Source organism: Nonomuraea sp. NPDC050153 (genome assembly GCF_044460125.1).
Lineage (GTDB): Bacteria > Actinomycetota > Actinomycetes > Streptosporangiales > Streptosporangiaceae > Nonomuraea.
This window is the reverse complement of record NZ_JBITJQ010000008.1, coordinates 1-25,091: the sequence shown is the minus strand read 5'-3', so window position 1 is coordinate 25,091 and position 25,091 is coordinate 1. Positions and strand designations below refer to the sequence as shown.

At 70.1% G+C, this 25,091-nt stretch carries 28 protein-coding genes; 14 read left to right on the top strand and 14 right to left on the bottom strand.

The annotated features are described in order from the left end of the window. Positions 1 to 134: 134 nt before the first annotated feature. The gene (locus ACIBQ1_RS21340; protein ID WP_397279819.1) at positions 135 to 518 is read left to right on the top strand and encodes a thioesterase family protein; all 384 of its coding nucleotides are present in this window, start codon (positions 135 to 137) and stop codon (positions 516 to 518) included. Between the two features lie 15 nt (positions 519 to 533). On the opposite strand, the gene ACIBQ1_RS21335 is transcribed toward ACIBQ1_RS21340, so the two are convergent. The 7 genes from ACIBQ1_RS21335 to ACIBQ1_RS21305 form a co-directional block, all read right to left on the bottom strand. Beyond that, positions 534 to 746: a biotin/lipoyl-binding carrier protein gene (locus tag ACIBQ1_RS21335; RefSeq protein WP_397279817.1), complete on the bottom strand. Its 213-nt coding sequence runs from the start codon at positions 744 to 746 to the stop codon at positions 534 to 536. Positions 747 to 778: 32 nt separating this feature from the next. Then, positions 779 to 2,134, bottom strand: coding sequence for an acetyl/propionyl/methylcrotonyl-CoA carboxylase subunit alpha (locus tag ACIBQ1_RS21330; protein ID WP_397279815.1), 1,356 nt, complete (start codon positions 2,132 to 2,134; stop codon positions 779 to 781). 123 nt (positions 2,135 to 2,257) lie between these two features. Next, positions 2,258 to 3,550 (bottom strand): HD-GYP domain-containing protein, encoded by a 1,293-nt coding sequence (locus ACIBQ1_RS21325; RefSeq protein ID WP_397279813.1) that lies wholly within the window; start codon positions 3,548 to 3,550, stop codon positions 2,258 to 2,260. Then, positions 3,547 to 4,896: an HD-GYP domain-containing protein gene (locus ACIBQ1_RS21320; protein WP_397279811.1), complete on the bottom strand. Its 1,350-nt coding sequence runs from the start codon at positions 4,894 to 4,896 to the stop codon at positions 3,547 to 3,549. The genes ACIBQ1_RS21325 and ACIBQ1_RS21320 overlap by 4 nt, the downstream gene beginning before the upstream one ends. Before the next feature lie 222 nt (positions 4,897 to 5,118). After that, positions 5,119 to 6,060 (bottom strand): NAD-dependent epimerase/dehydratase family protein, encoded by a 942-nt coding sequence (locus ACIBQ1_RS21315; RefSeq protein WP_397279809.1) that lies wholly within the window; start codon positions 6,058 to 6,060, stop codon positions 5,119 to 5,121. Between the two features lie 9 nt (positions 6,061 to 6,069). Continuing rightward, positions 6,070 to 6,336, bottom strand: coding sequence for a mycothiol system anti-sigma-R factor (rsrA, locus tag ACIBQ1_RS21310; protein WP_397279808.1), 267 nt, complete (start codon positions 6,334 to 6,336; stop codon positions 6,070 to 6,072). Beyond that, positions 6,333 to 6,938 (bottom strand): sigma-70 family RNA polymerase sigma factor, encoded by a 606-nt coding sequence (locus tag ACIBQ1_RS21305; RefSeq protein ID WP_397279806.1) that lies wholly within the window; start codon positions 6,936 to 6,938, stop codon positions 6,333 to 6,335. Before ACIBQ1_RS21305 ends, rsrA begins: the two co-directional genes overlap by 4 nt. A 234-nt stretch (positions 6,939 to 7,172) precedes the next feature. Between ACIBQ1_RS21305 and ACIBQ1_RS21300 the strand changes: the two genes are divergently transcribed. After that, positions 7,173 to 7,913 (top strand): class I SAM-dependent methyltransferase, encoded by a 741-nt coding sequence (locus ACIBQ1_RS21300; RefSeq protein ID WP_397279805.1) that lies wholly within the window; start codon positions 7,173 to 7,175, stop codon positions 7,911 to 7,913. A gap of 82 nt (positions 7,914 to 7,995) precedes the next feature. Here ACIBQ1_RS21300 and ACIBQ1_RS21295 read toward each other — a convergent pair whose 3' ends face one another. Together ACIBQ1_RS21295 and ACIBQ1_RS21290 are read right to left on the bottom strand one after the other, a co-directional pair. Next, positions 7,996 to 8,328 carry a TraR/DksA C4-type zinc finger protein gene (locus ACIBQ1_RS21295; protein ID WP_350729262.1) on the bottom strand — a complete coding sequence of 111 codons (333 nt, stop codon included), beginning with the start codon at positions 8,326 to 8,328 and terminating at the stop codon, positions 7,996 to 7,998. Positions 8,329 to 8,483: 155 nt separating this feature from the next. Then, a complete protein-coding gene (locus ACIBQ1_RS21290; protein WP_397279803.1) occupies positions 8,484 to 9,230 on the bottom strand; it encodes an SOS response-associated peptidase in 747 nt (248 codons plus the stop codon). 152 nt (positions 9,231 to 9,382) lie between these two features. Here ACIBQ1_RS21290 and aroA point away from each other — a divergent pair, with 152 nt between their 5' ends. From aroA to hisN, 3 genes are all read left to right on the top strand, one after another. Beyond that, on the top strand, positions 9,383 to 10,669 hold the full coding sequence (gene aroA, locus ACIBQ1_RS21285) for a 3-phosphoshikimate 1-carboxyvinyltransferase (RefSeq protein WP_397279802.1): 1,287 nt from the start codon (positions 9,383 to 9,385) through the stop codon (positions 10,667 to 10,669). Between the two features lie 249 nt (positions 10,670 to 10,918). Further along, a complete protein-coding gene (rsgA, locus tag ACIBQ1_RS21280; protein ID WP_397280342.1) occupies positions 10,919 to 11,962 on the top strand; it encodes a ribosome small subunit-dependent GTPase A in 1,044 nt (347 codons plus the stop codon). A 517-nt stretch (positions 11,963 to 12,479) separates the two neighbouring features. Beyond that, positions 12,480 to 13,313: a histidinol-phosphatase gene (hisN, locus tag ACIBQ1_RS21275; protein WP_397279800.1), complete on the top strand. Its 834-nt coding sequence runs from the start codon at positions 12,480 to 12,482 to the stop codon at positions 13,311 to 13,313. On the opposite strand, the gene ACIBQ1_RS21270 is transcribed toward hisN, so the two are convergent. Next, positions 13,288 to 14,994, bottom strand: coding sequence for a right-handed parallel beta-helix repeat-containing protein (locus tag ACIBQ1_RS21270; protein ID WP_397279798.1), 1,707 nt, complete (start codon positions 14,992 to 14,994; stop codon positions 13,288 to 13,290). The two genes, hisN and ACIBQ1_RS21270, sit on opposite strands and share 26 nt — an antisense overlap. Before the next feature lie 61 nt (positions 14,995 to 15,055). On the opposite strand from ACIBQ1_RS21270, the gene ACIBQ1_RS21265 reads away from it, so the two are divergent. Beyond that, positions 15,056 to 15,892, top strand: a complete 837-nt coding sequence (locus ACIBQ1_RS21265) for a TetR/AcrR family transcriptional regulator (protein WP_397279797.1) — start codon at positions 15,056 to 15,058, stop codon at positions 15,890 to 15,892. Here the strand turns inward: ACIBQ1_RS21265 and ACIBQ1_RS21260 are convergent. After that, complete coding sequence (locus ACIBQ1_RS21260) at positions 15,889 to 16,674, bottom strand: fructosamine kinase family protein (protein ID WP_397279795.1); 786 nt, start codon at positions 16,672 to 16,674, stop codon at positions 15,889 to 15,891. The genes ACIBQ1_RS21265 and ACIBQ1_RS21260 overlap by 4 nt on opposite strands. Beyond that, the gene (locus tag ACIBQ1_RS21255; RefSeq protein WP_397279793.1) at positions 16,661 to 17,134 is read right to left on the bottom strand and encodes a low molecular weight protein-tyrosine-phosphatase; all 474 of its coding nucleotides are present in this window, start codon (positions 17,132 to 17,134) and stop codon (positions 16,661 to 16,663) included. Before ACIBQ1_RS21255 ends, ACIBQ1_RS21260 begins: the two co-directional genes overlap by 14 nt. A gap of 122 nt (positions 17,135 to 17,256) precedes the next feature. On the opposite strand from ACIBQ1_RS21255, the gene pstS reads away from it, so the two are divergent. The 5 genes from pstS to ACIBQ1_RS21230 are packed head-to-tail and all read left to right on the top strand — an operon-like array spanning position 17,257 to position 21,736. Further along, entirely contained in the window at positions 17,257 to 18,360 is a 1,104-nt protein-coding gene (gene pstS, locus ACIBQ1_RS21250) for a phosphate ABC transporter substrate-binding protein PstS (protein ID WP_397279791.1), read from the top strand. 6 nt (positions 18,361 to 18,366) lie between these two features. Further along, entirely contained in the window at positions 18,367 to 19,347 is a 981-nt protein-coding gene (gene pstC / locus ACIBQ1_RS21245) for a phosphate ABC transporter permease subunit PstC (protein ID WP_397279789.1), read from the top strand. Beyond that, positions 19,344 to 20,219 carry a phosphate ABC transporter permease PstA gene (gene pstA / locus ACIBQ1_RS21240; RefSeq protein WP_397279786.1) on the top strand — a complete coding sequence of 292 codons (876 nt, stop codon included), beginning with the start codon at positions 19,344 to 19,346 and terminating at the stop codon, positions 20,217 to 20,219. The genes pstC and pstA overlap by 4 nt, the downstream gene beginning before the upstream one ends. A 15-nt stretch (positions 20,220 to 20,234) precedes the next feature. Further along, on the top strand, positions 20,235 to 21,011 hold the full coding sequence (gene pstB / locus ACIBQ1_RS21235) for a phosphate ABC transporter ATP-binding protein PstB (RefSeq protein ID WP_397279784.1): 777 nt from the start codon (positions 20,235 to 20,237) through the stop codon (positions 21,009 to 21,011). Then, positions 21,011 to 21,736, top strand: coding sequence for a response regulator transcription factor (locus ACIBQ1_RS21230; RefSeq protein ID WP_397279782.1), 726 nt, complete (start codon positions 21,011 to 21,013; stop codon positions 21,734 to 21,736). Before pstB ends, ACIBQ1_RS21230 begins: the two co-directional genes overlap by 1 nt. On the opposite strand, the gene ACIBQ1_RS21225 is transcribed toward ACIBQ1_RS21230, so the two are convergent. Both ACIBQ1_RS21225 and ACIBQ1_RS21220 read right to left on the bottom strand, forming a co-directional pair. Further along, positions 21,705 to 22,643 carry a serine hydrolase gene (locus ACIBQ1_RS21225; RefSeq protein ID WP_397279781.1) on the bottom strand — a complete coding sequence of 313 codons (939 nt, stop codon included), beginning with the start codon at positions 22,641 to 22,643 and terminating at the stop codon, positions 21,705 to 21,707. The genes ACIBQ1_RS21230 and ACIBQ1_RS21225 overlap by 32 nt on opposite strands. Positions 22,644 to 22,676: 33 nt before the next feature. Then, entirely contained in the window at positions 22,677 to 23,564 is an 888-nt protein-coding gene (locus tag ACIBQ1_RS21220) for a phenylalanine 4-monooxygenase (protein ID WP_397279779.1), read from the bottom strand. 127 nt (positions 23,565 to 23,691) lie between these two features. On the opposite strand from ACIBQ1_RS21220, the gene ACIBQ1_RS21215 reads away from it, so the two are divergent. The 3 genes from ACIBQ1_RS21215 to ACIBQ1_RS21205 are packed head-to-tail and all read left to right on the top strand — an operon-like array spanning position 23,692 to position 25,083. After that, complete coding sequence (locus tag ACIBQ1_RS21215; RefSeq protein ID WP_397279777.1) at positions 23,692 to 24,144, top strand: Lrp/AsnC family transcriptional regulator; 453 nt, start codon at positions 23,692 to 23,694, stop codon at positions 24,142 to 24,144. Between the two features lie 36 nt (positions 24,145 to 24,180). Further along, complete coding sequence (locus ACIBQ1_RS21210) at positions 24,181 to 24,612, top strand: hypothetical protein (protein ID WP_397279775.1); 432 nt, start codon at positions 24,181 to 24,183, stop codon at positions 24,610 to 24,612. 9 nt (positions 24,613 to 24,621) lie between these two features. Beyond that, positions 24,622 to 25,083, top strand: coding sequence for a hypothetical protein (locus ACIBQ1_RS21205; RefSeq protein WP_397279773.1), 462 nt, complete (start codon positions 24,622 to 24,624; stop codon positions 25,081 to 25,083). Positions 25,084 to 25,091 lie beyond the last annotated feature (8 nt).

Sequence of the window (25,091 nt, the reverse complement as noted above, 5' to 3'; positions counted from 1 at the left end):
CAAATGTCTTAAGCCGTACACACCCTATCCTGGGGCCTTATGCCCGCACTTGTCCGCGTTTCCGGGAAGTCAGCGGGCCCATTAGAGAGGTGCGATCTCCGTCACGGAACCCGGCCCGCCGTAGGCTGACCCCCATGACGCTCGCTCCCGGTCTCCGCGCCCAGTTGCTCATCATGGTCGAGATGGAGGACACCGCGAAGAGGATCGGCAGCGGGGACGTGCCCGTGCTCGCCACCCCCCGGCTGCTCGCGCTGGCCGAGGCGGCGACCGTACGGGCCCTGGAGAAGCACCTCGCGCCGGGCGAGACGTCGGTCGGCACCAGGGTCACGCTCGAACACCTGGCCGCCAGCCCGCTGGGCACGCACGTGCAGATCGGCGTCGAGCTGACCGAGGTCGACGGGCGCCGCCTGGTCTTCGCCTTCGAGGCCCACGACAAGCACGCCGTCGTGGGCCGCGGCACGATCGAACGCGTCGTGGTCGACCGCGCCAGGTTCCTGGCAAGGTCGCAACGTCGCTGAGGAGAGCGCCACACCCTACTCGATGACGGCGATCAGGTGGCCTTCCTGGATCACGTCGCCCTCGGCCACCTTGAGCTGCGCCACCACGCCGTCGTCCTCGGCGAGCACCGGGATCTCCATCTTCATGGACTCGAGGATGACCAGCGTGTCGCCGTCGGAAACGGTGTCGCCCTCCTTGACGACGACCTTCCACACGTTCGCCACCATCTCAGCGCGTACCTCAGCCACCGGGACTCCCATCTGTCGTCAATGTACTCACCTTAGGCTCGCATCCGGCCGACAAGTCCAGTGTCGTAGTCGCCGGTGACGAACTCCGCGTTGTTCAGCAGCTCCGCGCAGAACGGCAGGTTGTTCTTGGGCCCCTCGACGACGAAGGCCGCCACGGCCTTGCGCCCCTTCTCCAGCGCGTCGGCACGGGTCTCACCGTGGACGCAGAGCTTGGCCATCAGCGGGTCGTAGAACGGGGTGACCGTGTTACCGGCCGCATAGCCGGAGTCGACGCGTACGCCCTCTCCGTCCGGTTCGACCCATGCGGTGATCGTGCCAGGCCCGGGGAAGAACCGCTGGGGATCCTCCGCGTAGACCCTGAACTCGATCGCGTGCCCGGTGGTCGCGGGCCGCACCTCGGGGCTCTCCCCGGCCGCCACGCGCAGCTGCAGCTCGACCAGGTCGAGCCCGGTGACCAGCTCCGTGACCGGGTGCTCCACCTGCAGCCGGGTGTTCATCTCCAGGAACACGAAGTCCTGCGCGTCGGCGTCGACCAGGCACTCGACGGTGCCCGCACCGAGGTAACCGACGGCCTCGCCGGCGCGCACGGCGGCGGCCAGCATGCGCTCGCGCAGTTCGGGGGTGATGCCCGGGGACGGCGACTCCTCGACGACCTTCTGGTGGCGGCGCTGCACCGAGCAGTCACGCTCGCCCAGCGCCACGACCCGGCCGTCGGGCAGGCCGAGGATCTGCACCTCGACGTGGCGGGCCCGCTCGATGTAGCGCTCGAGCAGCACCGCCGGCCCGTCGAGCGCGTCGCCCGAGAACCTCGCGGCCGCCCTGGCCGCCTGCTCGAACGCCTTGGCCAGGCCCTCGTCGTCGTGGGCCACGCTCATGCCGATGCCACCGCCGCCGCCCGCGGCCTTGACCATGACCGGGTAGCCGATGGCGTCGGCGGCCTTGAGCGCCAGCGACAGGTCGGTGACCGGCTCGCGGGTGCCCGCGGCGACCGGCACGCCGGCCTTCTCCATGAGGTTCCGGGCGTTGATCTTGTCGCCCATCCTGTCGATGGCCTCGGGCGCGGGACCGATCCATACCAGCCCGGCATCGATCACGGCCCTGGCGAACGCGGCGTTCTCCGCGAGGAACCCGTAACCCGGGTGAATCGCCCTGGCACCGGTCGTGCGGGCCGCCTCCAGCACCTTGTCGGCGTCGAGATAGCTCTGCGCAGGACTGGCCGGACCGATCAGCACGGCCTCGTCGGCCTCCCGCACGAACGGCAACTCGCCGTCGGCATCCGAGTGGACGGCGATGGCGCGCAGCCCCAGCCGCTTGACCGTACGGATGACCCGCCGCGCGATCTCCCCCCGGTTCGCGATCAGAACGGGTCCGAGCGTCTCAGTAAGCACGCCGACCACCCTACGGCCGCGACCGCCGCGGCTCCTTTCCCCCTAAACCACCGATCCGGAGATCATGATCTGTAGGAACCCCACAATTGTGAACGGACAAAAACCCCGCAGCACTGGTGCGGGCTAGACGCGCCCGCGGCCGATCACCCGGGTGAGCGCCTCGATCGCATGTGGATCGTACGCGCTGCCCGACGACAGCCGGATGCGTTCCAGCGCGGCCCCGGCGCGGTCGCGGTCGGTCGAGGGCCCCACCAGGTCGTCGTAGGCGTTGGCGACCTTGATGATGCGGCTCGACAGGGGCGGGTCGTCGGTGATCGGGTCGCACTGGCGCCGCACCACGTCGGCCACCCGGTCGAGCACGCCGGTCTGCCTGATCACCTCGGCGCCCAGCTCGGCGATGCGCCGCGCCTGGTCGGGCTCGGTGAGCACGGTGGCGCCGCCGGGGATCGGGTCGCGCAGCGAAAGCTGGCCGATGTCGTGCATCAGCGAGGCGTACTCCAGCTCCAGCAGCTCGGGCTCGGCCATGCCCAGCTCTCTGCCGATCGCCACGGCCAGGCGGCTCACCCTGCGCGAATGGCCGGGCTCGACGTAGCCGCCGACCTCCGTGACCCGCGACAGCGCGCGTACGGTCTGCAGGTAGGTGGCGCGGATCCCGGCGTACTTCCGGAAGGCCACCTGCGTGACGAGCAGCGGCGCCGCGAACACCAGCAGCGCCACCAGGTCCATGCTGTGCGTGGCCAGCGCGAGCAGCACGCCCGACGAGGCCACGGCCGCGCCCAGCGGGAAGGCCATGTTGACCTCGTCGCGCACGGCCACCCGGAACGAGGTGCGCAGCTGCTCGGCCCGCAGCAGCGCGGCGATCAGCACGTCGATCATCAGGGTGATCGCGATGAGCGTGACCATCACCGCGAGCGCCGGCCACCAGGTGCTGGTCGGCGGCTTGGTCAGCAGGTAGAGCGGGTCGGCCAGCGGCCGGAACGCGAAGGCCAGCAGCGCGCCGGTGAGCAGCCGCCGCGCCATCGCGTCCAGCCGCGGCGGGCGGCCGACCGCCAGGTGCGGGAGCGCGCCGGCCGCCATGCCGACCGCGATCACGGCGACGACCTGCAGCGCGGAGTGGCGCAGCGGGTTTTGGCTGAGATCGAGCAGCAGCGTGTAGCCCAGCGCGGCGGCGGCGCCGATGGGCGCGACCTCCCTGTTGCCCGGCATGGTGAGCCTGGCCAGCTCGCCGACCGCGATCAGCGCCCCGAACCCGACCGCGATCTCCGTGCGGTCGAGCCCGACGGCGGCGGTGTGGGCGACGCCCGCGATCGCGACCAGCCCCGCCGCGCAGATGAGCAGCAGCTGGCCGGAGTCGAGCCGGCGGAAGACCGTGTTCAGGGAGCGTTCTGCGCGCCTCGGGCGCTCCGTGGTGATCATTGCCCGGTCACGACCTCGATGGGCATGGTCGGGTCGTCGTGGTCCTTGATCGGGGTCTCGTCGGGCGGCGGCGCCTCGACCTTGCGCGGCGGCTGCCACGGCTCCCGGTCGAGCACGCGGATGAAGGCCGCGACCATGACGGGGTCGAAGTGGGTGCCCGCGGTCTTGCGCAGCTCGTCGAGCGCCTCCGCGACGGGCCTGGCGCCCCGGTAGGAGCGGTCGGAGGTCATCGAGTCGAACGCGTCGGCCACCGCGATGACCTTGGCGAACTCGGGGATCTCGTCACCGGCCAGCCCCATCGGGTAGCCGGTGCCGTCGTGGCGCTCGTGGTGGTGCATGATCCCGGCGTACGCCTCGTCGAGGAAGCCGATGCCGCGCACGATCTCCAGGCCCCGCATCGGGTGGAGCTGGATCGCGGCGAACTCCTCCTCGGTGAGCGGCCCGTCCTTCTGCAGCACCTTGGTGGGCACCCCGAGCTTGCCCACGTCGTGCAGCATGCCCGCGTAGCGGATGGCCCGCACGCGCTCGGGGCCCATGCCGATCTCCTGAGCGATCATGGAGGAGGCGAGCGAGACCCGCGTGCAGTGGCCCCGGGTGTAGTAGTCCTTCGTCTCGACGGCCTGGCAGAGCGCGGCGATCGTGGCGTCGTACGAGCGCTGCTGCGCGTGATACTGCCCGAACGCCCACCGCGCCACGAACAGCGGCAGCAGCACCAGCACCGCCGAGATCGACTGCACGGTCGCCCACAGCCCGGCCACCAGCAGCCCGAACGTGCCGTATCCCAGGTACGACAGCAGGAACTGGGCCATGCCGCGCAGCGGCACCTCGGTGGCCCGCACCCGCGTGGCCAGCCCGATCATGGTCAGCGTGAGCGCGATGTTGAGCGGCACGAAGACCGCCATGGCGGCGGCGTAGGGGCCGATGAGATCGTCGAACGCGTTGACCAGGGGCACGCCGACCTGACCGTGGAGCGCCTCGTAGACCCGCCCGGCCACGTAGCCGCAGATGGCGAACTGCGCGCCGTTGAACAGCCGCTTGATCAGCGGCAGCCCGGGCCGAACGCTCACCACCGCGGTCAGCCCCACCAGTGCCGCGCCCTCGGGGCCGATCAGCACCACCGCCGCCAGCGAGGCGGAGAAGCTGACCGACACCGCGAACTGCTCCACGTTGAGCAACGTCGGCATCGACTCGCACACCAGGAACAGCAGGGCGAGCACCAGCAGGACGTCAAGGTCCTCCGGGGCCACGGGGGCCCCGGAGACCATGACGCTGCGCACCAGGAGAGCGACCGCCGCGCCGATCACGGCGACCAGATAGACCCTCGCAGGCCACGGCAGATCACGCATTGCGGCCCCCTACGGACATCAGGTCCAGGACACCCCTGGGGGAACCGCTCCCCCGATCAGCATGACCACAGGAGTGAGCATGACGGCGGCTGTGAACAGCCGGGCGACCAGTGCCTTGAACATCCACATGCCTCCACGTCGAGTTCTGGGGTTCAACGCTACAGAAGACGACGTCGCCGCATGGGCGTAGTCGGAAATCGCAAGCAAAGCGTAATCAAGCCACTACTTCACGCGACGATTTCGGGCCCATTCGACTGTTTTCTTCACACCTGTCGGCAGGTCCGTACGCGGCTGCCAGCCGAGCCCTTCGTGGGCCGGCACCGGATCGACCGCCATCGCGGGCAGGTCGCCCAGGCGCGGCGGCGCGAACCCCGGCTTGTCCTGAGCGCCCGCCGCGTCGGCGATGAGCGAGTGGAGCCGGCGGTCGGTGGTCTGGATGCCGGTGCCGAGGTTGAACCGGCAGCCGTTGCCGCGCTGCCCGAGCGCCTTGACGAAGCCGTCGACGACGTCCTCGACGTAGACGTAGTCGCGGGTCTGGGTGCCGTCGCCGTAGACGACCGTGGGCGTGCCGCCGAGCAGCGCGTCGGTGAAGATCGACACCACGCCCGCCTCGCCCTCGGGCGACTGGCGCGGGCCGTAGACGTTGGAGAGCACCAGCGTGGTGTATTCGATGCCGTGCAGCGCGCGGAAGGCGGCGAGGTAGGTCTCGCCGCCCAGCTTCGAGGCGGCGTACGGCGAGCGCGGGTCCGTGGGCGCGTCACCGGGCACGGGGATCGTGGCGGGCCTGCCGTAGACGGCCACGGACGAGGCGAACAGCACCTTGCGGGCCCGCCCTTCGTGCGCGGCGGCGAGCACGGAGGCGGTGCCCTCGACGTTGATCCTGGCGTCGCGCCTCGGATCGGCCACGCTCTTGCGCACGCTGATCTGCGCGGCCAGGTGGCAGACGACCTCCGGCTGCAGCTCGGCCACCAGGCCGGTCAGCGCGGGGTCGAGAACGTCGAGCACGTGCAGCCGGAAACGATCGCTGGAGGCCGCCCCGGCCAGGTTTTCCCTGGATCCCGACGACAGGTCGTCCACCACGTCGACCTCGTACCCCTCGGACAGCAGGCGATCGACGAGATTGGACCCGATGAACCCGGCACCCCCGGTGACCAACACGCGCATGGGGGAATCCTAGTCGGCCAGCTCCGCCCTCACCTGCGCGATGCGCGCCAGCACTTTGGAGCGCAGATCGCCGGGGACCGGGTCGCAGCCGCAGTGCTTGTGCACGAGGGCCTTGATCGCCTTGTCCAGGTCGTATTCCTCAAGGCACGGACCGCACTCCTCGAGATGCACGCGGATCTCGACGACGTCGTTCTCGGTCAGCTCGCCGTCGAGGTAGGCGTAGACCTTGTCGAGCACCTCACGACAGTCGGTGTCGTGCGGGTTGCCACAGCTCATTTCGATCCCTCCGCCGGGACCAGACCCCGCTCACGAGCATAGTCCTCAAGGAGGCCCCGGAGCTGCCTGCGTCCTCTGTGCAGCCTCGACATCACAGTGCCGATCGGAGTGCCCATGATGTCGGCGATCTCTTTATAGGGGAAGCCTTCGACGTCGGCCAGGTAAACCGCGATCCTGAACTCTTCCGGCAGGGCCGCCAGCGCCTGCTTGATGTCGCCGTCGGGCAGGTGCTCAAGGGCCTGGACCTCGGCCGACTTCAGCCCGGTCGAGGTGTGCGACTCCGCCCGCGCGAGCTGCCAGTCCTCGATCTCCTCAGTGCCGGACTGCTTCGGCTCACGCTGCTTCTTGCGGTAGCTGTTGATGAACGTGTTCGTCAGGATCCGGTAGAGCCACGCCTTGAGGTTGGTGCCCTGCTGGAACTGATGGAACGACGCGAACGCCTTGGCGAAGGTCTCCTGTAGCAGGTCCTCCGCGTCCGCGGGATTCCGGGTCATCCGGAGCGCGGCGGAGTAGAGCTGCTCGAGATACGGCATGACATCGCGCTCGAATCGCTCGCTTCGCTGCTCCAGCGTCTCCGCGCCTGTCGCGGGCACCGGACCCACCCCCCTAAGATCACCGGTGGCCGGCTGTTGCGGAACACCGTACTCAGGGGAGGATACCCGCTGGCCGGTGCCTTGCCGGTCAGTGGGGAGGGATCTCGCCATAGTGAGCATGCTCGTCGCAACACGCCCGCGCCCTTGTCTGTTCCCGCAAGATAGAAGGTACGAAGGACCCGGTGCGGGGAACGTCCATACGTACCGGCTGGTAGCCCTTTACCCGGAACTCAGGAGTCGCGTGTGCTGCCCATTCCGGCCGAGGAACTGAACGGCTCAGGGACGCTTGGGCCGTACTGGACCTTCTACCGCGCCGTCGCCGCCGAACAACTCAACCGCTGGCTCCCCGGCGAGCCCTCCGTCGTCCTCGACCTCTCCGGCGGCCGGGGGCGCTGGTCCGGCCAGGTGGCCAAGGCAGGGCACAAGGTGATCGAGGTGCTCGACTTCCGCCGCACCGTCGAGGTCCGGTCCGGATTGCGGGACGCCGACCGGGTCCGTCATGTACGCGCCGACGATCTGGCGTTCCTGCCCGACGCGAGCGTGGACGCCGTGCTCGCCGAGGAGCGCGTGATGTCGATCGAGCTGATGGCCGAGTCGGCGATGAGCGACGTGGCCAGGGTGCTGCGGCCGGGCGGGCGGGCGCTGGTGTGCGTCGACTCGCTGGTGCTGGGCATGGCGATCCTGGCCGAGCAGGAGCAGTGGCAGCACCTGCGGCAGACCGGCGAGGTCATGCTCGTGCCGTGGCCGGACGGCAGCATCACGCGGTGCTTCAGCAGCGGGCAGTTGCGCGAGCTGCTGGTGGGCGCCGGGCTCGAGGTGGAGTGGATGCGGCCGCGCACGGTGCTGTCGCCGTCCACGGTCGACCACGTGCTCGGGGCCGACGCACGCGCCCTGAACTATCTGGTGCGTACGGAGCTGGAGGCCCATCCGGACGACGACGACACCGTCGGCATCCATCTGGTCGCCAGCTGCCGCAAAAGCTGACTCCGCCCGCCTGTAGAGAGGTGTGCCGCCGTTCTTCGTGTCCGGCGGCATCTCTTCGTGTCCGGCGAGGTTCCCGGCCCGGTCAGCGGCGTCGCTCGCGCTTGCCCTGGCACTGCACGCACCGCGCGGCCTCCGGACGGGCCTCCAGCCGCCCTTCCGGCACCGGCTTGGCGCAGTCGAGGCACCGGCCGTACACGCCTTGCTCCAGGCGTTTGATGGCCTCGACCACAGCGCGCCGCTGTGATGTGGCCACGGTCAGCATGGCCTGGGCCCGATCGGCGTCCGTCAGGTCCGAGCCTGCGTCGGCCGCCGAATGCTCGCGGACGGCGACGGGGTCGCCCTGGAGGACCCCGATCGATCGGTCCAGTTCCGCGAGCATGTCTTCCAGCCGCTCACGAGCGGTCGTGACGTCCACGAATCCGCACCTCCGGGTGAATCACGGCAACCCGCGGCTAGGACTCCCCGGTTGTCCCGCCCGGTGCAATTTGGGGGCATTTATGGCGGTGACACCGAGTAAACGGATGCATCGCTTTCCTCACCGAATGCCCACTTACCGCGCTTCTTACACCTTTAGAAAAGTGCGGTTTCCCCTTCTTCCGGTAGAGGTTTGATGAGGTCCGGGCCGTTGTTTCTGACGTTGTTGACGTCCGCGGAGACGGGGTACGCCGTGAGCCGCCCCTGCTCGGCGGGCACCAGCAGCCGCGAGGCCTGCTCGACGTCGGTGACCTTGGGGTCGAGCCATTCGGCCCAGCGATCCCGCTCGATCATCATGGGCATCCTGTCGTGGATGCGGCCGAGCTCGTCCTCGGCGTCCGTTGTGATGACGGTGCAGGTCACCAGCCATTTGAGGGGATCGTCGTCGGCCCGCGACGGGTCCTTCCAGAACTCGTACAGGCCCGCCATCGCCAGCACCCCGCCGTCCTCCGGATGGATGAAGTACGGCTGTTTCTTCTTCTTTTCGCCTTCGACCGGCATCCACTCGAAATAGCCGTCGGCCGGGAGGAGGCACCTGCGCTTGGCGAACGCCTGGCGGAACGACGGTTTCTCGGCCACCGTCTCGATCCTGGCGTTGATCAGCCGGGACCCGATCGACGGATCCTTCGCCCACGCGGGCACCAGGCCCCACTTGACGATCCTGAGCTGCCGCACCGCCCGCTGTGCGTCCTTGGGCACCCGGCTCAGCACGGCGTAGACGTTCTTGGTCGGCGCGACGTTGTAGTCGGCCCCGAGCTCCTTGTCGGGGTCGCCGTCCTGCTCGACCTGGAACTCCTCGAGCAACTCGTGCTTCTTGCGCGCCGACGCGTATCTACCGCACATGACCCCACACTGCCACGTACGGCTTTCGCCCGCATGTTCGCCTCACCGACCCGCGCCACCCCGGGAGGGTGTTGTCCACAGGCAAGACGGCACGATCGCGCGCTGTCCACAGGCTGTGACCCTCGCCCTACCACTCCCAGTACTCTTTGACCATGCCCGCTCCGCACTGGCCCGCGCCCACGGCGACCGCTCCGGTCACCGCCACCGTCCCGCTGCCCGGCTCCAAGTCGGTGACCAACCGCGCGCTCGTCCTGGCCGCGCTCGCCGACGGCCCCGGCGTGGTGCGCCGGGCGCTGCGCAGCCGCGACGCGGACCTGATGGCGTCGGCCCTGCGAGCCCTGGGCGCCACCCTGGCGCCCGCCGACGAGAGCGCCACGGCGGTCGACTGGCATGTGACGCCGGGGCCGATCCGGGGCGGCGCGAGCATCGACGCGGGCCTGGCCGGCACGGTCATGCGGTTCGTCCCGCCGGTGGCCGCCCTGGCCGACGGGCCGGTCTCCTTCGACGGCGACCCGCACGCCCGCAAGCGCCCGATGGGCCCCATCCTCGACGCCCTGCGCTCGCTGGGCGCCAGGATCGACAACGACGCGCTGCCGTTCACGATCAGCGGGCCGCTGGCGGGCGGCGAGGTCACGCTGGACGCGTCGGGCTCGTCGCAGTTCGTGTCGGGGCTGCTGCTGACGGCGGCGCGGTTCGAGAAGGGCATCACGATCCGCCACGTGGGCCCGCCGGTGCCCTCGCAGCCGCACATCGAGATGACCGTGGAGATGCTCAGGACGGCGGGCGTCACCGTGGACGACAGCGAGTCCGACGTGTGGCGCGTCGAGCCCGGCCCGATCGCGGCCAGGGACATGACGGTCGAGCCCGACCTGTCCAACGCGGCCCCGTTCCTGGCCGCCGCCCTGGTCACGGGCGGCACCGTCACGATCCCCACCTGGCCGATCCACACCACGCAGCCCGGCGACGCGCTGCGCGGGCTGCTCACCGCGATGGGCGCCACCGTGACCCGCTCCCCCGACGGTGCCGACCTGGTGGTCACGGGGCGGCCCACGGGCGAGATCATCGGCATCGACGCCGACCTCCACGAGGTGGGCGAGCTGACCCCGACGATCGCCGCCCTGGCCGCGCTCGCGACCACCCCGAGCCGCATCCGGGGCATCGCCCACCTGCGCGGCCACGAGACCGACCGGCTGGCCGCGCTCGCCACCGAGATCAACCGGCTGGGCGGCGACGCGGAGGAGACCGCCGACGGCCTGATCATCCGCCCCCGCCCGCTGCACGGCGGCACCTTCCACAGCTACGACGACCACCGCATGGCCACGGCCGGAGCCGTGATCGGCCTCAGGGTGCCCGACGTCGAGGTGGAGAACATCGCGACGACCGCCAAGACCCTGCCGGAGTTCGTCCAGATGTGGGCAGGCATGCTGGAGGCGCGGTGACCCGGCGGCGCCTGCCCTCTGGCGCGGGTTTCGCGCTGGAAACGCCGGGCACGTCGGAAATGGGCGACCCGTGAGGGTCCGCCACCCGTACGGCGAGGCAGAGATCCACCAGCACGGCGCCACCCCGGCCTGCCCGCGGCGGCGCTCGATCCCCCATCAGCACCGACCGGCCGACGTCCCCCCTGGCCGAGCCGGGGGACACCGCACAGGTCAGCGAGGGAAAGCGAGCGAGGGCATGGGAGCAGACCGCTGAGGAAGCGGGAGTACGACGAGGACGACGTACGGGTCAGGCCGGGCAAGGGCTCCAGGCCGCGGACCCGGATCCGCCCTGCGCACGAGGACGCCGTGGAGGGCTTCGTGGTGGCCGTAGACCGCGGCCGCTACACGACGCTGGTCGAGCCGGAGCGCTCGAAGGGGTCCGCGCAGAAACGCAAGCAGCAGCCGCAGCGCCGCCTGGTGGTGGCCATGAAGGCTCGTGAGCTGGGCCGCAAGGGCATCGTGGTGGGCGATCGGGTGGCCCTCGTCGGCGACGTCTCGGGCCGCCCCGACACCCTGGCCAGGGTCGTCCGCGTGGAGCCCCGCACGTCGATGCTGCGCCGCTCGGCCGACGACACCGAAGACACCGACGGCATCGAGCGCCCGGTCGTGGCCAACGCCGACCAGCTCGTCATCGTCACCGCCCTGGCCGACCCGCCGCCCAGGCCCCGCATGATCGACCGCATCCTGGTGGCCGCCTTCGACGCCGAGATCGACACCCTGCTCTGCCTCACCAAGTCCGACCTCGCCCCGCCCGACGAGCTGGTGGCCCTGTACGAGCCCCTGGGCGTCCCGCACGTCGTGGTGCACAAGGGCGGCTCCCTGGAGGAGCTCCGCGACCATTTGAAGGGCCGCGTCAGCGTTCTGGTCGGCCACTCGGGCGTCGGCAAGTCCACCCTGGTCAACGCCCTGGTCCCGGACGCCAACCGCGCCGTCTCCCAGGTCAATGCCGTAACGGGTCGCGGCCGCCACACCTCCACCTCGGCCGTGGCCCTGGAGCTGCCGGAGAGCGGCTGGATCATCGACACCCCGGGCGTGCGCAGCTTCGGCCTGGCCCACGTGTCCATGGAAACGGTGCTGGCCGCGTTCCCGGACCTGGTGGAGGGCACGGTCGACTGCCCGAAGGGCTGCACGCACCTGGGCCCGGAGTGCGCCCTCGACGCCTGGGTCGCCGCCGGCAACGCCGGCCCCGCCCGCCTCGAATCCCTCCGCCGCCTCCTCTCCAGCCGCGAAGGCACCCTCGACGACACCCCCTGACCCCGCCGACCAGGGCCCTCCCACGGGTCACCTCCGAGCCGTCCACCACCCATGCCCCACCCACCAGTCACCTCCGGGACATCCACCCGCCCACGCCCAGCCCGCCGAACAACATCCGGGACACCAGCCACCGACCCACGTCTGTCGTGCAGGGGGCGTCGCACCGACGCAATGCGCTCGGGGGCAATGCGCCGCTCGCACCACGCCGATCACGGCGCTCTCGCCGACATCGCGCACGCCCTCCGCGCACCAACCAGCGCGTCCCGAAGGCACGACCGCGCGGCTCTCACGCAGTATGAGCACCGAGCCGATGAGGAGCCACGCGACGCAAGAGGTCGGCGGCCGGAACGGCGTGCAGCGCGGCACCGGGAGCAGGCGAAGCTCCGTCTCATCCCGCCACAGCGCCACGCCGGGAGCGGTCGAAGCGCCGTCCCATCCCGCCACAGCGCCACGCTCCGGAGCGGTGACGACACGCGCGAGATGGACACCGTTACCAGAAAAGGGGCGTTGGTGACTGATGTTCTGTATGGCCGACACGGTAGCGTGGGCGATCGTGCAGGGTTACAACGACGATCTTCGGCTGGCGCACGTCATGGCGGACGCCGCCGATGACCTGACCATGCGGCGGTTCAAGGCGGTCGATCTCAAGGTCGACACCAAGCCCGATCTGACCCCGGTCAGCGACGCCGACCGCACCGTGGAGGAGGCCATCCGCGGCACGCTGCGCCGCGCCAGGCCGCGCGACGCCGTGGTGGGCGAGGAGTTCGGGAAGACCGGCTGGGGCGCCCGTTCGTGGATCATCGACCCCATCGACGGCACGAAGAACTACGTACGCGGCGTCCCCGTCTGGGCGACCCTCATCGCGCTCATGGAGTACGGCAGGGTCGTCGTCGGCCTGGTGTCGGCCCCCGCGCTCGGCCGGCGGTGGTGGGCGGCGTCCGAGGGCGGCGCGTGGACCGGCAAGAGCCTGACCAAGGCGTCCCGGATGCAGGTGTCCTCGGTGTCGAGGCTGGAGGACGCGTCGTTCTCCTACTCCAGCTTCGGCGGGTGGGAGAAGACGGGCAAGCTCGACAACTTCCTCGACCTCAGCCGAGCCTGCTGGCGTACCAGGGCGTACGGGGACTTCTGGTCGCACATGATGGTCGCCGAGGGATCGGTGGACCTGTCGGCCGAGCCCGAGCTGTCGCCGTGGGACATGGCGGCGCTCACCGTGATCGTCGAGGAGGCCGGCGGCAAGTGGACCGACGTCTCCGGCGTGAAGGGCCTGGAGGGCGGCAGCCTGGTCTGCACGAACGGCATCCTGCACACCGAGGTGATCGACCGCCTCAACGGGACCTCGCTGCTCTCCTGAGCCCCGCCCGGGACTGGATGTCGGCGGTGGCGGCGTCGAGCTCAGTGCCGTCCTTGATCGTCGTGTTACCCTCGTAGCTGACCCCGCTCGGCGGGTTGTCGTGACCGACGGGGTCGGCGTCCCAGAAGTTGCCCCGGAAGACCACGTTCTCCAGCGGCGGCCCGACCTCCAGGACGGCGGTGTTGTCGGCCCGCATGACGACGTTCCCCTCGATCGTCACCCACGAGGCGCCGTAGTCGGCATAGAGCGCGAAGTTGTACGGCGTCCGCGTGTCCTTGATGACGTTCCCCTGCACCAGGGCCTGGTTCTCCGGCGAGTCGCCCTGCGGCCCGGACAGGTAGACGCCGCCACCGTCGGCCAGCACCCCCATGGTGTCCCTGGTGAGGTTGCGGAGGACCCGCGCGCCCTCTCCGGGGCCGACGACGATGCCGCAGTGCGGGACGTCCGTGACCTCGTTGTTCGCGACCACGCATCCGTACGTGCCCGTCACGCCGATCCCTGGTGAGCCGCTGTATTCGAGCCCGATGTGGTGAACCCTGTTGTCCTCGATCGAGGCGTTCCGCGCCCCGGACACCACGACGCCGCCGCCCGACAGGGCGTCGAAGTCACACGCCCGCACCACCAGATCGGCGCCGCCGGAGACCCCCAGCCCCGTGGCCCCGAGCCGGGTGAACCGGCAGCCCTCGATCTCGGCCCCGACCGCGTCCTCGAACGTGACGCAGGAGGGAATCGTCACGGAAGCAGCCGGATACGTCACGGACGCCCCTTCGCCGAGGACCGCCGTCTCGACACCCCCGCCCTCGTAGTAACCGTTCCCGTGATAGTGCAGGAACCCCTCCGGGCGGCTCGGCCGCAGCCACGTCGCGTCCGCGAACACCAGCCCCTTGAACGCCACGTCCCGCGCCCCCACCACGCTCACCAGCGTCTCCAGCACCGGCGCCACCACCCGCGTACGAGCGGGATCCTCCCCGGGCCGGGGCAGGTAGAGCAGCACGTGCCGTCCGGGACGCGAGCGGTCGAGCACGAAGGTCCCGGGCTCGCGCAGGAAGCTCGGGTCGTTCTCGATCCTGGTCGGCAGCCCCGGGCCGCTCGACGTCTGCCCCTCCCAGGTGGAGTTGTACAGCTCGGCGGCCCACCCGAACGCCGGCTGCGCCATCGTGATCACCGTGGCCCCGGACACCGACGCCACCCCGCAGCGGGCCTCGGTCCACGGGTAGACGCCCCGGTGGACGAACTCGACGTCCCCCGGGCTCCGCCACCCGAGCGGCTCGTCCGTGACGTAACCGGTGGGGGTCGGCTTCGCGTCGCCGGGCAGGCCGGGGATCCAGGCGCGCTCGGCCCGGCGGCCGTCGACGTACAGCTGGCGCGTGTCGAGGTCGCCGACCTCCGCCGTCCAGACGCCGTCCCGCACCTGCCACCCCATGATCGGCCGGCCGCCGCTCACCACCGCCTCCTCCTGCTCGGGCGTGCCGTGGCCGTACGCCTGATACACCGTCCCGGAGTCGGCCTCGCCGAGCGAGAACGGCTCCGTGAGCACGTGGGTCCCGCCGCGGAGGTGTACGAGGACGCCGCCGGCCGCCTCGCGGGCCGCGGAGCGCGCGCGTGAAAGAGTGGCGAACGGGCGATCGGCCGAGCCGGGCCCGGAGTCGTCGCCGGAGGGTGAGACATGGAAGTGGAACACCGAAGACCGCCTTTGCTGTTTATGGCGTACACGTAGTAGACACTATAAACAGAAGGAGGCGATGATGACAACCGACCCCGACGTCGAACTGCTCTGGCGGGAGCAGGATCGCGAGCCGAGACCCGGCCTGAGCGTGGGCAGGATCGTGCGGGCCGCCATCGAGATCGCCGACGCCGAGGGCCTGGAGGGCCTGTCGATGCGCAAGGTCGCCGACCGGCTCGGCTTCACGACCATGTCCCTCTACCGCCACGTCCCCGGCCGTGACCAGCTCGTGGACCTGATGCTCGACGAGGCCTACGGCGAGCGGCCGAACCCGCCCCGAGAAGGGCAGGGGTGGCGGGAGCGGCTGGAGGCCGCGGCCAGGCAGGGATGGCGGCTGCGCCGGCGACACCCCTGGCTGGCCGAGGTGCGCGGCACCCGCCACCTGCCCGGCCCCAACGTCATCGCCCACTTCGACCACATGCTGAGCACCCTCACCGGCACCGGCCTCACCCCCTCCGAGGTGATCGCCGTCGTGAACATGCTGGGCCGGTTCGTGGACGCCGAGGCCCTGACCCTGGTCGAGACCCGGCGCGAGGAGCGGCGCAGCGGCGTGTCCGAGCAGGAGTGGTGGGGCGCGCAGGACGCCCTCTACGAGCGCCTCGACCGCTTCCCCACCCTTTCCCGCCTCTGGGAGGAGGGCGGCTGGGATCATCCGGAGGACTCATTCGAGTTCGGCCTGCGCCGCCAGCTCGACGGCATCGAGGCCCTCATCCACAAGCGTGACGAAAGCCGTGACGAAAACTCCAGCTGCCCGGAGTGCGGCACGCCGCTGGAGCCCGCGCCGTCCGGCCGTCCCCGCGTCTACTGCTCCCGCGCCTGCCGGCAACGCGCCTACCGCAAGCGCCAGAACGGCTAGGGCGCCAGCACCGCCCGCACCGCGTTCATCAACCCGTCACGATAGGACCCGCCGAACAACACCACGTGAACGAGCAGCGGATGCAGCTGGTGCAGCGGCACCCGCCCCCGCCACCCCTCCGCTGGAGGGAACTCCTCCTCGTACGCCCCCAGCACCCGATCGAGGTACGGCAGCCCGAACAGCGCCAGCATGGCCAGATCGGTCTCCCGGTGCCCACCATGGGCCGCCGGATCGATCAGCACACCCGACCCGCCCGACCACAGCACGTTCCCGTTCCACAGGTCCCCGTGGATGCGCGCGGGCGGCTCGGCAGGCCCCGCGATCTCGGCGAACCGCTCCACGGCCCGCTCGATGAGCGCCACGTCCGCGGCCGGCAGCCGCGCCTGCCGCACGAAGGGCAGCACCCGCCGGGAGGCGTAGAAGGCGGGCCAGCCCGGCGCGGGCGAGTTGTCCATCGACAGCTCGGCGATGAACCCCGGCCACGGCGCCCCGAAGTCCGCGGCCCCCGCCCGGTGCAACCGGGCCAGCGAACGCCCGAACCGCTCGGCCGCCGCCGCGCTGGGCGCCTCCTCCCGTACCCATGACAACACCAGCCGATCGGGCCCCACCTCCACCACCTCGGGCACCTCGATGGCCTCGCCCAGCCACCGCAGCCCGGCGGCCTCCGAGGCGAACACCTCGGAGGCCGCCCCGGTCTTGGCGAACACCTCGCGCCCGTCGTCCAGCACGCCCCGCAGCAGCCGCCAGCCGTGCGACGCGCCAAGTTCCTCAGCCGATCTCATCGGCGATGTGCTTGGCCACGCCCTCGGAGGCCGACTCGACCAGCCCGAGCACCTCCTCGAACCCCTCGCGGCCCCCGTAGTACGGATCAGGCACCTCGGCCCCGTCCTCCGCCGCGGGATCGAACGAGCGGAACAGCCGCACCTCCACCCCCACGGGCGCCATCCGCCGGAGATTGGCGAGGTTGTCCCGGTCCATGGCCAGCACCAGGTCGTAGCGGTCGAACCAGTCCTTGGTGAACTGCCGGGCCCGGTGCGCCGAGCCGTCGTAGCCGTGCTGTTCGAGGATGGCCAGGGCCCGCTCGTCCATGGGGTCTCCGGCGTGCCAGCCGCCGGTTCCGGCGCTCTCCACGGTGACGCGGTCACCCAGACCACGCTCGGCGAGCGTCTGGCGGAGCACCACCTCCGCCATGGGGGATCGGCAGATGTTGCCCATGCACACCAGGCATACGCGATAAGTCATAACTCCCATCATGGGGGCGACCGGGCCCGTTCACCGAACGTTCACCCTTGTCAGGGGGCTGCGGTCACCTTGGCTGCATAGCTTTCATGGCGACTAAGGACCAAGTGGGAGGAAACCCAACCGTGAAGTATGCAGGCCGGCTCGCCGCCGTCGCCGTCGTCGGCGCGCTCTCCCTCGCTGCGTGCGGCACAGACAACAATGCCCCTGCGGGGAGCACCTCGTCCGCCAGCGCGCCCGCCGCAGGCAATGACAATGGTCTGAGCGGTACGATCAACGCCGCGGGCTCCTCGGCCCAGGCCAACGCGATCACCGAGTGGACGAAGAACTTCACGGCCACGAACCCCGGTGTCACCATTAACTACCAGCCCAGCGGCTCCGGCGCGGGTGTGCAGTCGTTCATTCAGGGCACGGTGGCCTTCGCCGGCTCCGACTCGGCGCTGAAGGATGACCAGCCCGCGCAGGCCGACGCCCGTTGCAAGACCGGCAAGGCGATCAACATCCCCATGGTGACCGGCCCCATCGCGGTGGTCTACAACCTGCCCGGTGTGGAGGGCCTGCAGTTGTCGCCGAAGACCCTCGGGGGCATCTTCGACAGCAAGATCACCAAGTGGGACGACGCCGCCATCAAGGCCGACAACCCCAGCGCCAAGCTGCCCGCCACCCCGATCCAGGCGTTCCACCGCTCGGACGAGTCGGGCACCAGCGACAACTTCACCAAGTTCCTCAAGGCCACGGCCGGCTGGGCCTACGAGCCCGCCAAGGCGTGGCCCGCCGAGGCCAAGGGCCAGGGCGCCAAGGGCTCCGACGGCATCGCCTCCTCGGTGAAGGACACCGAGGGCGCCATCAGCTACGTCGAGCTCTCCTACGCCGAGAACTCCGCGCTGCAGAAGGCCAAGGTCTCCAACGGCGCCAACGAGTTCGTCGAGCTCACCCCCGAGAGCGCGGCGAAGACCATCGAGACCGCCACGATCAAGGGCACCGGCAACGACCTCGCCCTGTCGATCGACTACGCGACCAAGACCCCGGGCGCCTACCCGATCGTCCTGGTGACCTACGAGATCACCTGCGAGAAGGGCCTGTCGGCGGAGGAGACGAAGCTGGTCAAGGGCTTCCTCACCTACACCGCCAGTGACGAGGGTCAGGCGGCCCTGAAGGAGCTGGGCTACGCTCCCCTGGCCGGCGACCTGCTCGTCAAGGTCCGCACCGCTGTCGAGGCGATCTCCTAACAACCGATGACCACCGATCTGAAGACCCGCGACGGCGGACCGGCCAAGAGCCGGTCCGCCTCGCGGCGCAGCCACGGTGAAGGACCCTTTCGTTTCCTCTCCACGGCGGCGGGCGTCGTCCTGCTGGGGATCATGGCGGCCATCGCCGTGTTCCTCATCAGCGAGGCGATCCCCGCTCTGCAGGCGAACAAGGCATCCTTCTTTACCGAGCTGACCTGGGACCCCAACGGCCAGAAGGTGTTCGGCATCGCCGCCCTGGCGTTCGGCACCGTGCTCAGCTCGGCACTCGCGCTCGTCATAGCGACCCCGATCGCGGTCGGCGTGGCGCTGTTCATCTCCCACTACGCGCCCCGCCGCCTGGCCGCGGGGCTCGGCTACCTGGTCGACCTGCTCGCCGCCGTGCCCAGCGTGGTCTACGGCCTGTGGGGCCTGGCGTTCCTGGTGCCGCTGATCCGAGAGCCGTCCCAGTGGCTCAACGAGACCTTCGGCTGGTTCCCGCTGTTCGCCGGGGAAGGCGCCATCGGCGGCAAGACCATGCTCGCGGGCTCGATCGTGCTGGCGATCATGATCCTGCCGATCATCGCGGCGATCTCTCGTGAGGTCTTCCTCCAGGCGCCGAAGATGAACGAAGAGGCGGCCCTGGCGCTCGGCGCCACCCGCTGGGAGATGATCAGGATGGCCGTGCTGCCGTTCGGCCGCCCGGGCGTCATCAGCGCCGCCATGCTCGGCCTCGGCCGCGCCATGGGCGAGACCATCGCGGTCGCGCTGATCTTCCCCGCTACCTTCGACATCTCCTTCGAGATCCTCACGCCCCACGCCAACAGCATCGCGGCGAACATCGCCAACGGCTTCGGCGAGGCGACCGAGATCGGCCGCGGGGCGCTGATCGCCTCCGGTCTGGTGCTGTTCATCATCACGCTGCTGGTGAACATGGGAGCGCGCCTGATCATCAACCGCCGCAAGGAATACTCGAGGGCCGGCGCATGACAGCACTCCAGCACATCTCGACCAGCCGCCGGATCAAGGACAAGATCGTCCAGGGGCTGGTCTACCTGGCGTTCGCGCTGGCCGTGGTGCCGCTCATCTCGGTGCTCTGGCTGGTCATCTCCAACGGCATGGCCCGGTTCGACCTCGAGTTCCTGACCCACTCGATGCGCGGCATCGGCGCCCGCGACGCGGGTGGCGGCGCGTACCACGCGATCATCGGGACGCTGGAGCAGGTCCTGCTCGCCTCGGCCATCTCGGTCCCCATCGGCCTGCTCACCGCGATCTACCTGGTCGAGTACGGCAACGGCGGCCGCCTGAGCCGGTCGATCAGCTTCTTCGTGGACGTCATGACCGGCATCCCCTCGGTCGTCTCCGGTCTGTTCGTCTTCGCGTTCTGGATCCTCGTCCTGGGCTTCCAGTTCTCCGGCTGGGCGGGCGCGCTCGCGCTGTCGATCCTGATGATGCCGACCGTGGTCAGATCGGCAGAGGAAATGCTCCGGCTGGTGCCCAACGACCTGCGAGAGGCCTCGTACGCGCTGGGTGTGGCCAAGTGGCGCACGATCATGAAGGTCGTGCTGCCGACGGCGTTCACCGGCATCGTCACCGGCGTCATGCTGGCCGTGGCCCGCGTCGCCGGCGAGACCGCGCCGCTGCTGATGACGGTGTTCTTCACCAACTCCATCAACAACGATCCGTTCACCGGACCGCAGATGGGCCTGCCGCTCTTCGTGTTCGACCAGGCGGCTCGCCCCAACGACACCGCCATCGACCGGGCGTGGACCGGCGCCCTCACGCTCATCCTGATCGTCATGCTGCTCAACCTGGTGGCGCGCCTGATCGCCTGGTGGCGCGCGCCCGCCAGGGGCCGATAGGGGGTTTCCGCCGCAATGTCCAAGCAGATCCAGGTCTCGGGTCTCGACGCGTACTACGGGTCGCACAAGGCGATCGAAGACGTGTCGATGACCATCGAACCCCGTTCGATCACCGCGTTCATCGGCCCGTCAGGGTGCGGCAAGTCGACGTTCCTGCGCACGCTCAACCGCATGCACGAAGTGATCCCGGGCGCGCGCGTGGAGGGCAAGGTCCTGCTCGACGGCGAGGACCTGTACGCCCCCACCATCGAGCCCGTCTCGGTGCGCCGGTCGATCGGCATGGTCTTCCAGCGCCCCAACCCGTTCCCGACGATGTCGATCTACGAGAACGTGGCCGCCGGCCTCAAGCTCAACGGCCGGGTCGGCAAGTCGCAGCTCGACGGGATCGTGGAGGAGTCGCTCAAGGGCGCCAACCTCTGGAACGAGGTCAAGGACCGCCTGAACAAGCCGGGCGCCGGCCTGTCGGGCGGTCAGCAGCAGCGTCTCTGCATCGCCCGGGCCATCGCGGTCAAACCGCAGGTCCTGCTGATGGACGAGCCGTGCTCCGCGCTCGACCCGATCTCCACGCTGGCCATCGAGGACCTGATGGCCAAGCTCAAGGACGACTACACCATCGTCATCGTCACCCACAACATGCAGCAGGCCGCCCGGGTCAGCGACAGGACCGCGTTCTTCAACCTCGCCGAGCAGGGCAAGCCCGGCAAGGTGATCGAGATGGACGAGACGTCCCGTATGTTCACGAATCCGTCCCAGAAGGCAACAGAGGATTACATCACGGGGCGCTTCGGCTGATGACCCAACAGCAGGCGGCATCCACGGTGTTCGGGGACGCGCGGACGAAGCCCGTACTGCTTATCGCCGACCCCGACGGCGCGGTCGTGGAAGACCTCGCCACGGCTCTCGAAAGGGAGGGCGTGTCCGTCACGGGCGCGCCCGACGGGGCCCAGGGTCTCCTCCAGGCGGGAGCCCTGCAGCCTGACGTGGTGCTCGTCTCGGCCACTCTGCCGGTCATAGACGCGGTGGAGTTCGTCCGCGCGGTACGGCTCGCACGTGCCGTGCCCGTCCTGCTCGGCGTCGGCGAGGGCCACGCCGAGCAGGCGGTACGCGCGCTCGCCGCCGGCGCGGCCGCCTGCGTGGCCAGGCCCTACCGGATCGCCGAGCTGCTGCCGTTCATCCACGCGGCCTCGCCCGGCACCCGCCAGGTGCTGTCCGTGGGCGGGGTCGAGCTGGACGTGCAGGCCTACCAGGTACGGGTGGGCGGCCGGGCCGTCCACCTCCCCCTGCGGGAATTCGAGTTACTGCAGTACCTGATGCGCAACGCCGATCGCACGGTGACCCGCGAGCAGATCATGCGCCATGTATGGCATGCCGCGGCCAACACCTCGACGAACACGATCGCGGTGCACGTCAAACGCCTGCGCGCCCGGCTGGGCGACGAGGACGACCGGCTCATCCAGACCGTGCGGGGCGTCGGCTACCGCCTGGTCACCCCGGGCACTTCCGAAAATCCTGCATGATCCGCTTTGTCACGCCTTCGACCGTCGCTATGCCGTACCCCACCTCGGGACTTCCCTCGGTGAGTACGGCAACGGCGTAGTCGTGGCCGTCGCCCCTGATCAGGCCGACGCTGACCGTGGCCCAGAGCTTCGTCGAGACGCGCTTGAGCCAGCCGTTCTTCAGGGCCACGCGGTCGCCGGCGCACGCGGCGGCGCTGATGCCCCAGTTCTGGCCGTCGACGACCCGCCCCATGAGATTCAGCACGTGGCCGCGCTCCTTGGCCTTCAGCGGGCTCTTGCCGGACACCAGGGCCCGCATGAGGCGGATCTGGTCGTCCACCGACGTCCGGGTGATTCCCCAGCAGTACAGGTCCACGCACTCACCCGGGACGCCCTGCGTGTCCTTGAGGCCGAACGTCCTGCCTGCCCTGGTGAAGCCGGGCGCGCCGCCGACGCGTAACCAGAGGCGGTCGGCGGCGTGGTTGTCGCTGTAGCGGATCATGAGGTCGGCGTCGTGCCGGACGGCCGCCGGCAGCTTCTTCCACGAGGTCCTCAGGAGCAGCGCCATGAGGATCTGCACCTTGGCGGTGCTGGCGGTGATCAGGCGCTCGCCCGGGTGGTAGCGATAGAGCCGGCCGGTCGCCAGGTCCTTGACCATGGCGGTGACCCGCCCGGACCGGCCCGCGAGATACCGGTCGAGCCGCTCGCCGATCCGCTTGGCCGGGATCGGCGCCAGGTTCTCCTCGGCCGAGATCTCCTCCAGCCGCGCCCCGAAGGCCGCCTCGCGCACGCCCAGGGCCGCCTGGGGCTCCCGCCGCGCGGGCGCCGGTGACCGGGCCTGGACCCGGGCAGGCATCGGTACGAGAGCTGTGAGCAGGGCGAGGGCGATGACCGCTCGTGGTATCGCCTGGCCGCGGCCCGCGATCATTGACGCATTATCACGAAAAATCGTGACAGGCCGCTAGACGGCAGCGGCGGTAAGTTTCGCGATCGAGTCGTCGTCGCACGTGGCCCAGAAGTCCCCCACGACGTCCTCCAGGTGCTGGAGGGACTCGGCCCGGAACAGCACGTCCTGATATTTCGTGATGTCGTAGTGCGTCGTCCCCATGGCGGACACGTCCAGCGGCCTGATGTCCATCCCGCGGAACTCCTCGATCTCCCCGTACGACGACAGGATCCCGGCACCGTACGCCTTGAGCTCGCCCCCTTCCGCCATGACCCCGAACTCCATCGTGAACCAGAAGACCTTCGACACGAACTCCAGCGCCTCGTCGGACCGGACCCGCCGCGCGGCCTGCCCGGCCAGGCGGTACAGGGCGGCGTACCGATCACCGGCCAGCGCGTTGGCATGGCCGATCACCTCGTGGATGACGTCGGGCTCCGGCGTGTAGAAGGGCACGGAGTGGTGCCGGATGTACTGCGTCGAGTGGAAATGGCCGTCGGCCAGCACCCCGTAGAAGGCCCGCAGCGGCACCAGCCCCGCGGCCGGCAGATACCGGAACCCGGTCAGCGGCTCCAGCAGCCGCGACACCTCTTCGAGCTGCGGGATCCGCTCCTGCGGCAGCCCCAGTCGCGCGGCGCCGTCGAGGTACTCGGCGGTGGCGAACTTGCTGTGCTTGACCGCCAGCTCCCTGGTGACCAGGGCCCAGACCCCGTGCTCCTGCTCGGTGTACTCGGCCGCCGGGATGGGCGTCCCCGGACGGTAGTCGACCGCCAGCCCCGCGATCGCGTTCCGCCGCGCCCGGTAGACCTCGTCCGCGAACCCCGGGTGGGACGCGGACAGCTCGACCACCACCGACCCGTCCTCCTGGGCAGCGACCGGGGCGAAGTACTGTGCTTCCTCAAACATGCTCCAAATGACAGCAACTCTGGGTTTTCCTGGCAAGAGCGCCCAGTTTTGCTGCGCGATACGCTTGATTCTGCACCCCGAAGCCCGCATCTTCTGGTCGAATCGCACAGTCCGGGGAGGGTCCGCCATGGACGATCTCGATGTCAGGTTGCTGGTGACCATGCGCGCCCATCCCCGCGTCGGACTGACGGAGCTGGCCCGGCTGCTGGGAGTGGCGCGCGGCACCGTACAGGCCCGGGTGGAGAAGCTGACGGCGCGCGGGGTGATCGAGGACTTCGGCCCGAACGTGTCGCCGGCCCGGGCCGGCTACCCCATCCTGGCGTTCGTGTGGCTGCAGATCGCCCAGGGGCGGCTGGCGGAGGCGGTGGAAGCGCTGCGTGCCGTGCCGCAGATCCTGGAGGTGCACGGCACGAGCGGCCAGCACGACCTGCTGTGCCGGGTGGTCGCGCACACCACCGAACACCTGCAGGAGATCATCGCCAGCATCCTGGCGTCCCCGGCGGTGCGACGCACGGACACGACCATCGCCCTGTCCACCCAGATCCCCTACCGCGTCGAACCCCTCCTCGAAAACCGCTAGAACCTCGGCGGCATCCAACCTGACGGGAGGGATGTCATGAGAAGACTTGCAGTGATCGCCGCCGCGGTGGCGGCGTGCGCGGCCCCGATCCTGGTGTGGACCGCCGCCCGCGCCCCGGATCAGCCGGTACGCGCGCGGCCCGCCCCGCAGGCCGGCGAGCCCGCCGCCTACGCGTACCTGTGCGACAGCGAGGACGAGAAGTGCGACCACTGGTTCGTGGTGACGTCCGGCGGGAAGACCTGGCAGCTCACGGACGCGGTGAAGGGTGACTACGTCGACCTCACCGCGGACGGCCGCTACCTGGCCTACCAGCGGGCCGGCGACGGTCGCCTCGTGGTCCGGGACCTGGTGGGCGGGAGCGTCCGCGCGGCCCAGGAGGCCGCGCCAGGGGTGGACGGGGACCGGCTCGCGTACCGGCCCATGCTGCTGGACAAGGGGCGCCGGCTGTACGTGGGGTACGCCGTGTGACAGGACGACGTGGAGGAGCCTCCCGGCTTCGTGGTGGACGCCGCCACCGGCCGGACGGTGTGGCGGCTGCCCGGGAACTCACAGCTGATCAGGCTGGACGACGACGGGTCGAGGGTCCTGGTCGCGAGTGACAAGTCGTTCTCGGTGATCGACGCTTCGGGGACCACCACGACACCGCTACCGGCCCGGCTCCGCGCCGTCGAGGCGACCGGCACCCTGACCCCGAACGGCACGGGTCAGGCCGCGCAGATCGTCTCCAGGAACTTCCCGGCCGACGGTGCCGACATCCGCCCGGCCCGGCTGGTCACCATCGACACCGGAACCGGAAAGGTGCTCCACGACGTACGCCTCCTGGCCACGGCACGGGCCGGCCACGCCCTGACTCGAACCCCGAAGGCCGCCCGCCGGATCTCGGCCGTCTCCGGAACCCTGCTCCTCGTAGTCGCGGCCGCCACGCTCGGCAGCCACTGAGCACACAA

What these genes read in the sequence shown, in the direction of transcription:
- ACIBQ1_RS21340 (WP_397279819.1), top strand. Translation starts at nt 135, where the DNA reads ATGACGCTCGCTCCCGGTCTCCGCGCCCAGTTGCTCATCATGGTCGAG.
- ACIBQ1_RS21325 (WP_397279813.1), bottom strand. Translation starts at nt 3,550, where the DNA reads ATGATCACCACGGAGCGCCCGAGGCGCGCAGAACGCTCCCTGAACACG.
- ACIBQ1_RS21320 (WP_397279811.1), bottom strand. Translation starts at nt 4,896, where the DNA reads ATGCGTGATCTGCCGTGGCCTGCGAGGGTCTATCTGGTCGCCGTGATC.
- ACIBQ1_RS21315 (WP_397279809.1), bottom strand. Translation starts at nt 6,060, where the DNA reads ATGCGCGTGTTGGTCACCGGGGGTGCCGGGTTCATCGGGTCCAATCTC.
- rsrA (WP_397279808.1), bottom strand. Translation starts at nt 6,336, where the DNA reads ATGAGCTGTGGCAACCCGCACGACACCGACTGTCGTGAGGTGCTCGAC.
- ACIBQ1_RS21290 (WP_397279803.1), bottom strand. Translation starts at nt 9,230, where the DNA reads ATGTGCGGTAGATACGCGTCGGCGCGCAAGAAGCACGAGTTGCTCGAG.
- aroA (WP_397279802.1), top strand. Translation starts at nt 9,383, where the DNA reads ATGCCCGCTCCGCACTGGCCCGCGCCCACGGCGACCGCTCCGGTCACC.
- hisN (WP_397279800.1), top strand. Translation starts at nt 12,480, where the DNA reads ATGTTCTGTATGGCCGACACGGTAGCGTGGGCGATCGTGCAGGGTTAC.
- ACIBQ1_RS21265 (WP_397279797.1), top strand. Translation starts at nt 15,056, where the DNA reads ATGATGACAACCGACCCCGACGTCGAACTGCTCTGGCGGGAGCAGGAT.
- ACIBQ1_RS21260 (WP_397279795.1), bottom strand. Translation starts at nt 16,674, where the DNA reads ATGAGATCGGCTGAGGAACTTGGCGCGTCGCACGGCTGGCGGCTGCTG.
- ACIBQ1_RS21255 (WP_397279793.1), bottom strand. Translation starts at nt 17,134, where the DNA reads ATGACTTATCGCGTATGCCTGGTGTGCATGGGCAACATCTGCCGATCC.
- pstC (WP_397279789.1), top strand. Translation starts at nt 18,367, where the DNA reads ATGACCACCGATCTGAAGACCCGCGACGGCGGACCGGCCAAGAGCCGG.
- pstA (WP_397279786.1), top strand. Translation starts at nt 19,344, where the DNA reads ATGACAGCACTCCAGCACATCTCGACCAGCCGCCGGATCAAGGACAAG.
- pstB (WP_397279784.1), top strand. Translation starts at nt 20,235, where the DNA reads ATGTCCAAGCAGATCCAGGTCTCGGGTCTCGACGCGTACTACGGGTCG.
- ACIBQ1_RS21230 (WP_397279782.1), top strand. Translation starts at nt 21,011, where the DNA reads ATGACCCAACAGCAGGCGGCATCCACGGTGTTCGGGGACGCGCGGACG.
- ACIBQ1_RS21225 (WP_397279781.1), bottom strand. Translation starts at nt 22,643, where the DNA reads ATGATCGCGGGCCGCGGCCAGGCGATACCACGAGCGGTCATCGCCCTC.
- ACIBQ1_RS21220 (WP_397279779.1), bottom strand. Translation starts at nt 23,564, where the DNA reads ATGTTTGAGGAAGCACAGTACTTCGCCCCGGTCGCTGCCCAGGAGGAC.
- ACIBQ1_RS21215 (WP_397279777.1), top strand. Translation starts at nt 23,692, where the DNA reads ATGGACGATCTCGATGTCAGGTTGCTGGTGACCATGCGCGCCCATCCC.
- ACIBQ1_RS21210 (WP_397279775.1), top strand. Translation starts at nt 24,181, where the DNA reads ATGAGAAGACTTGCAGTGATCGCCGCCGCGGTGGCGGCGTGCGCGGCC.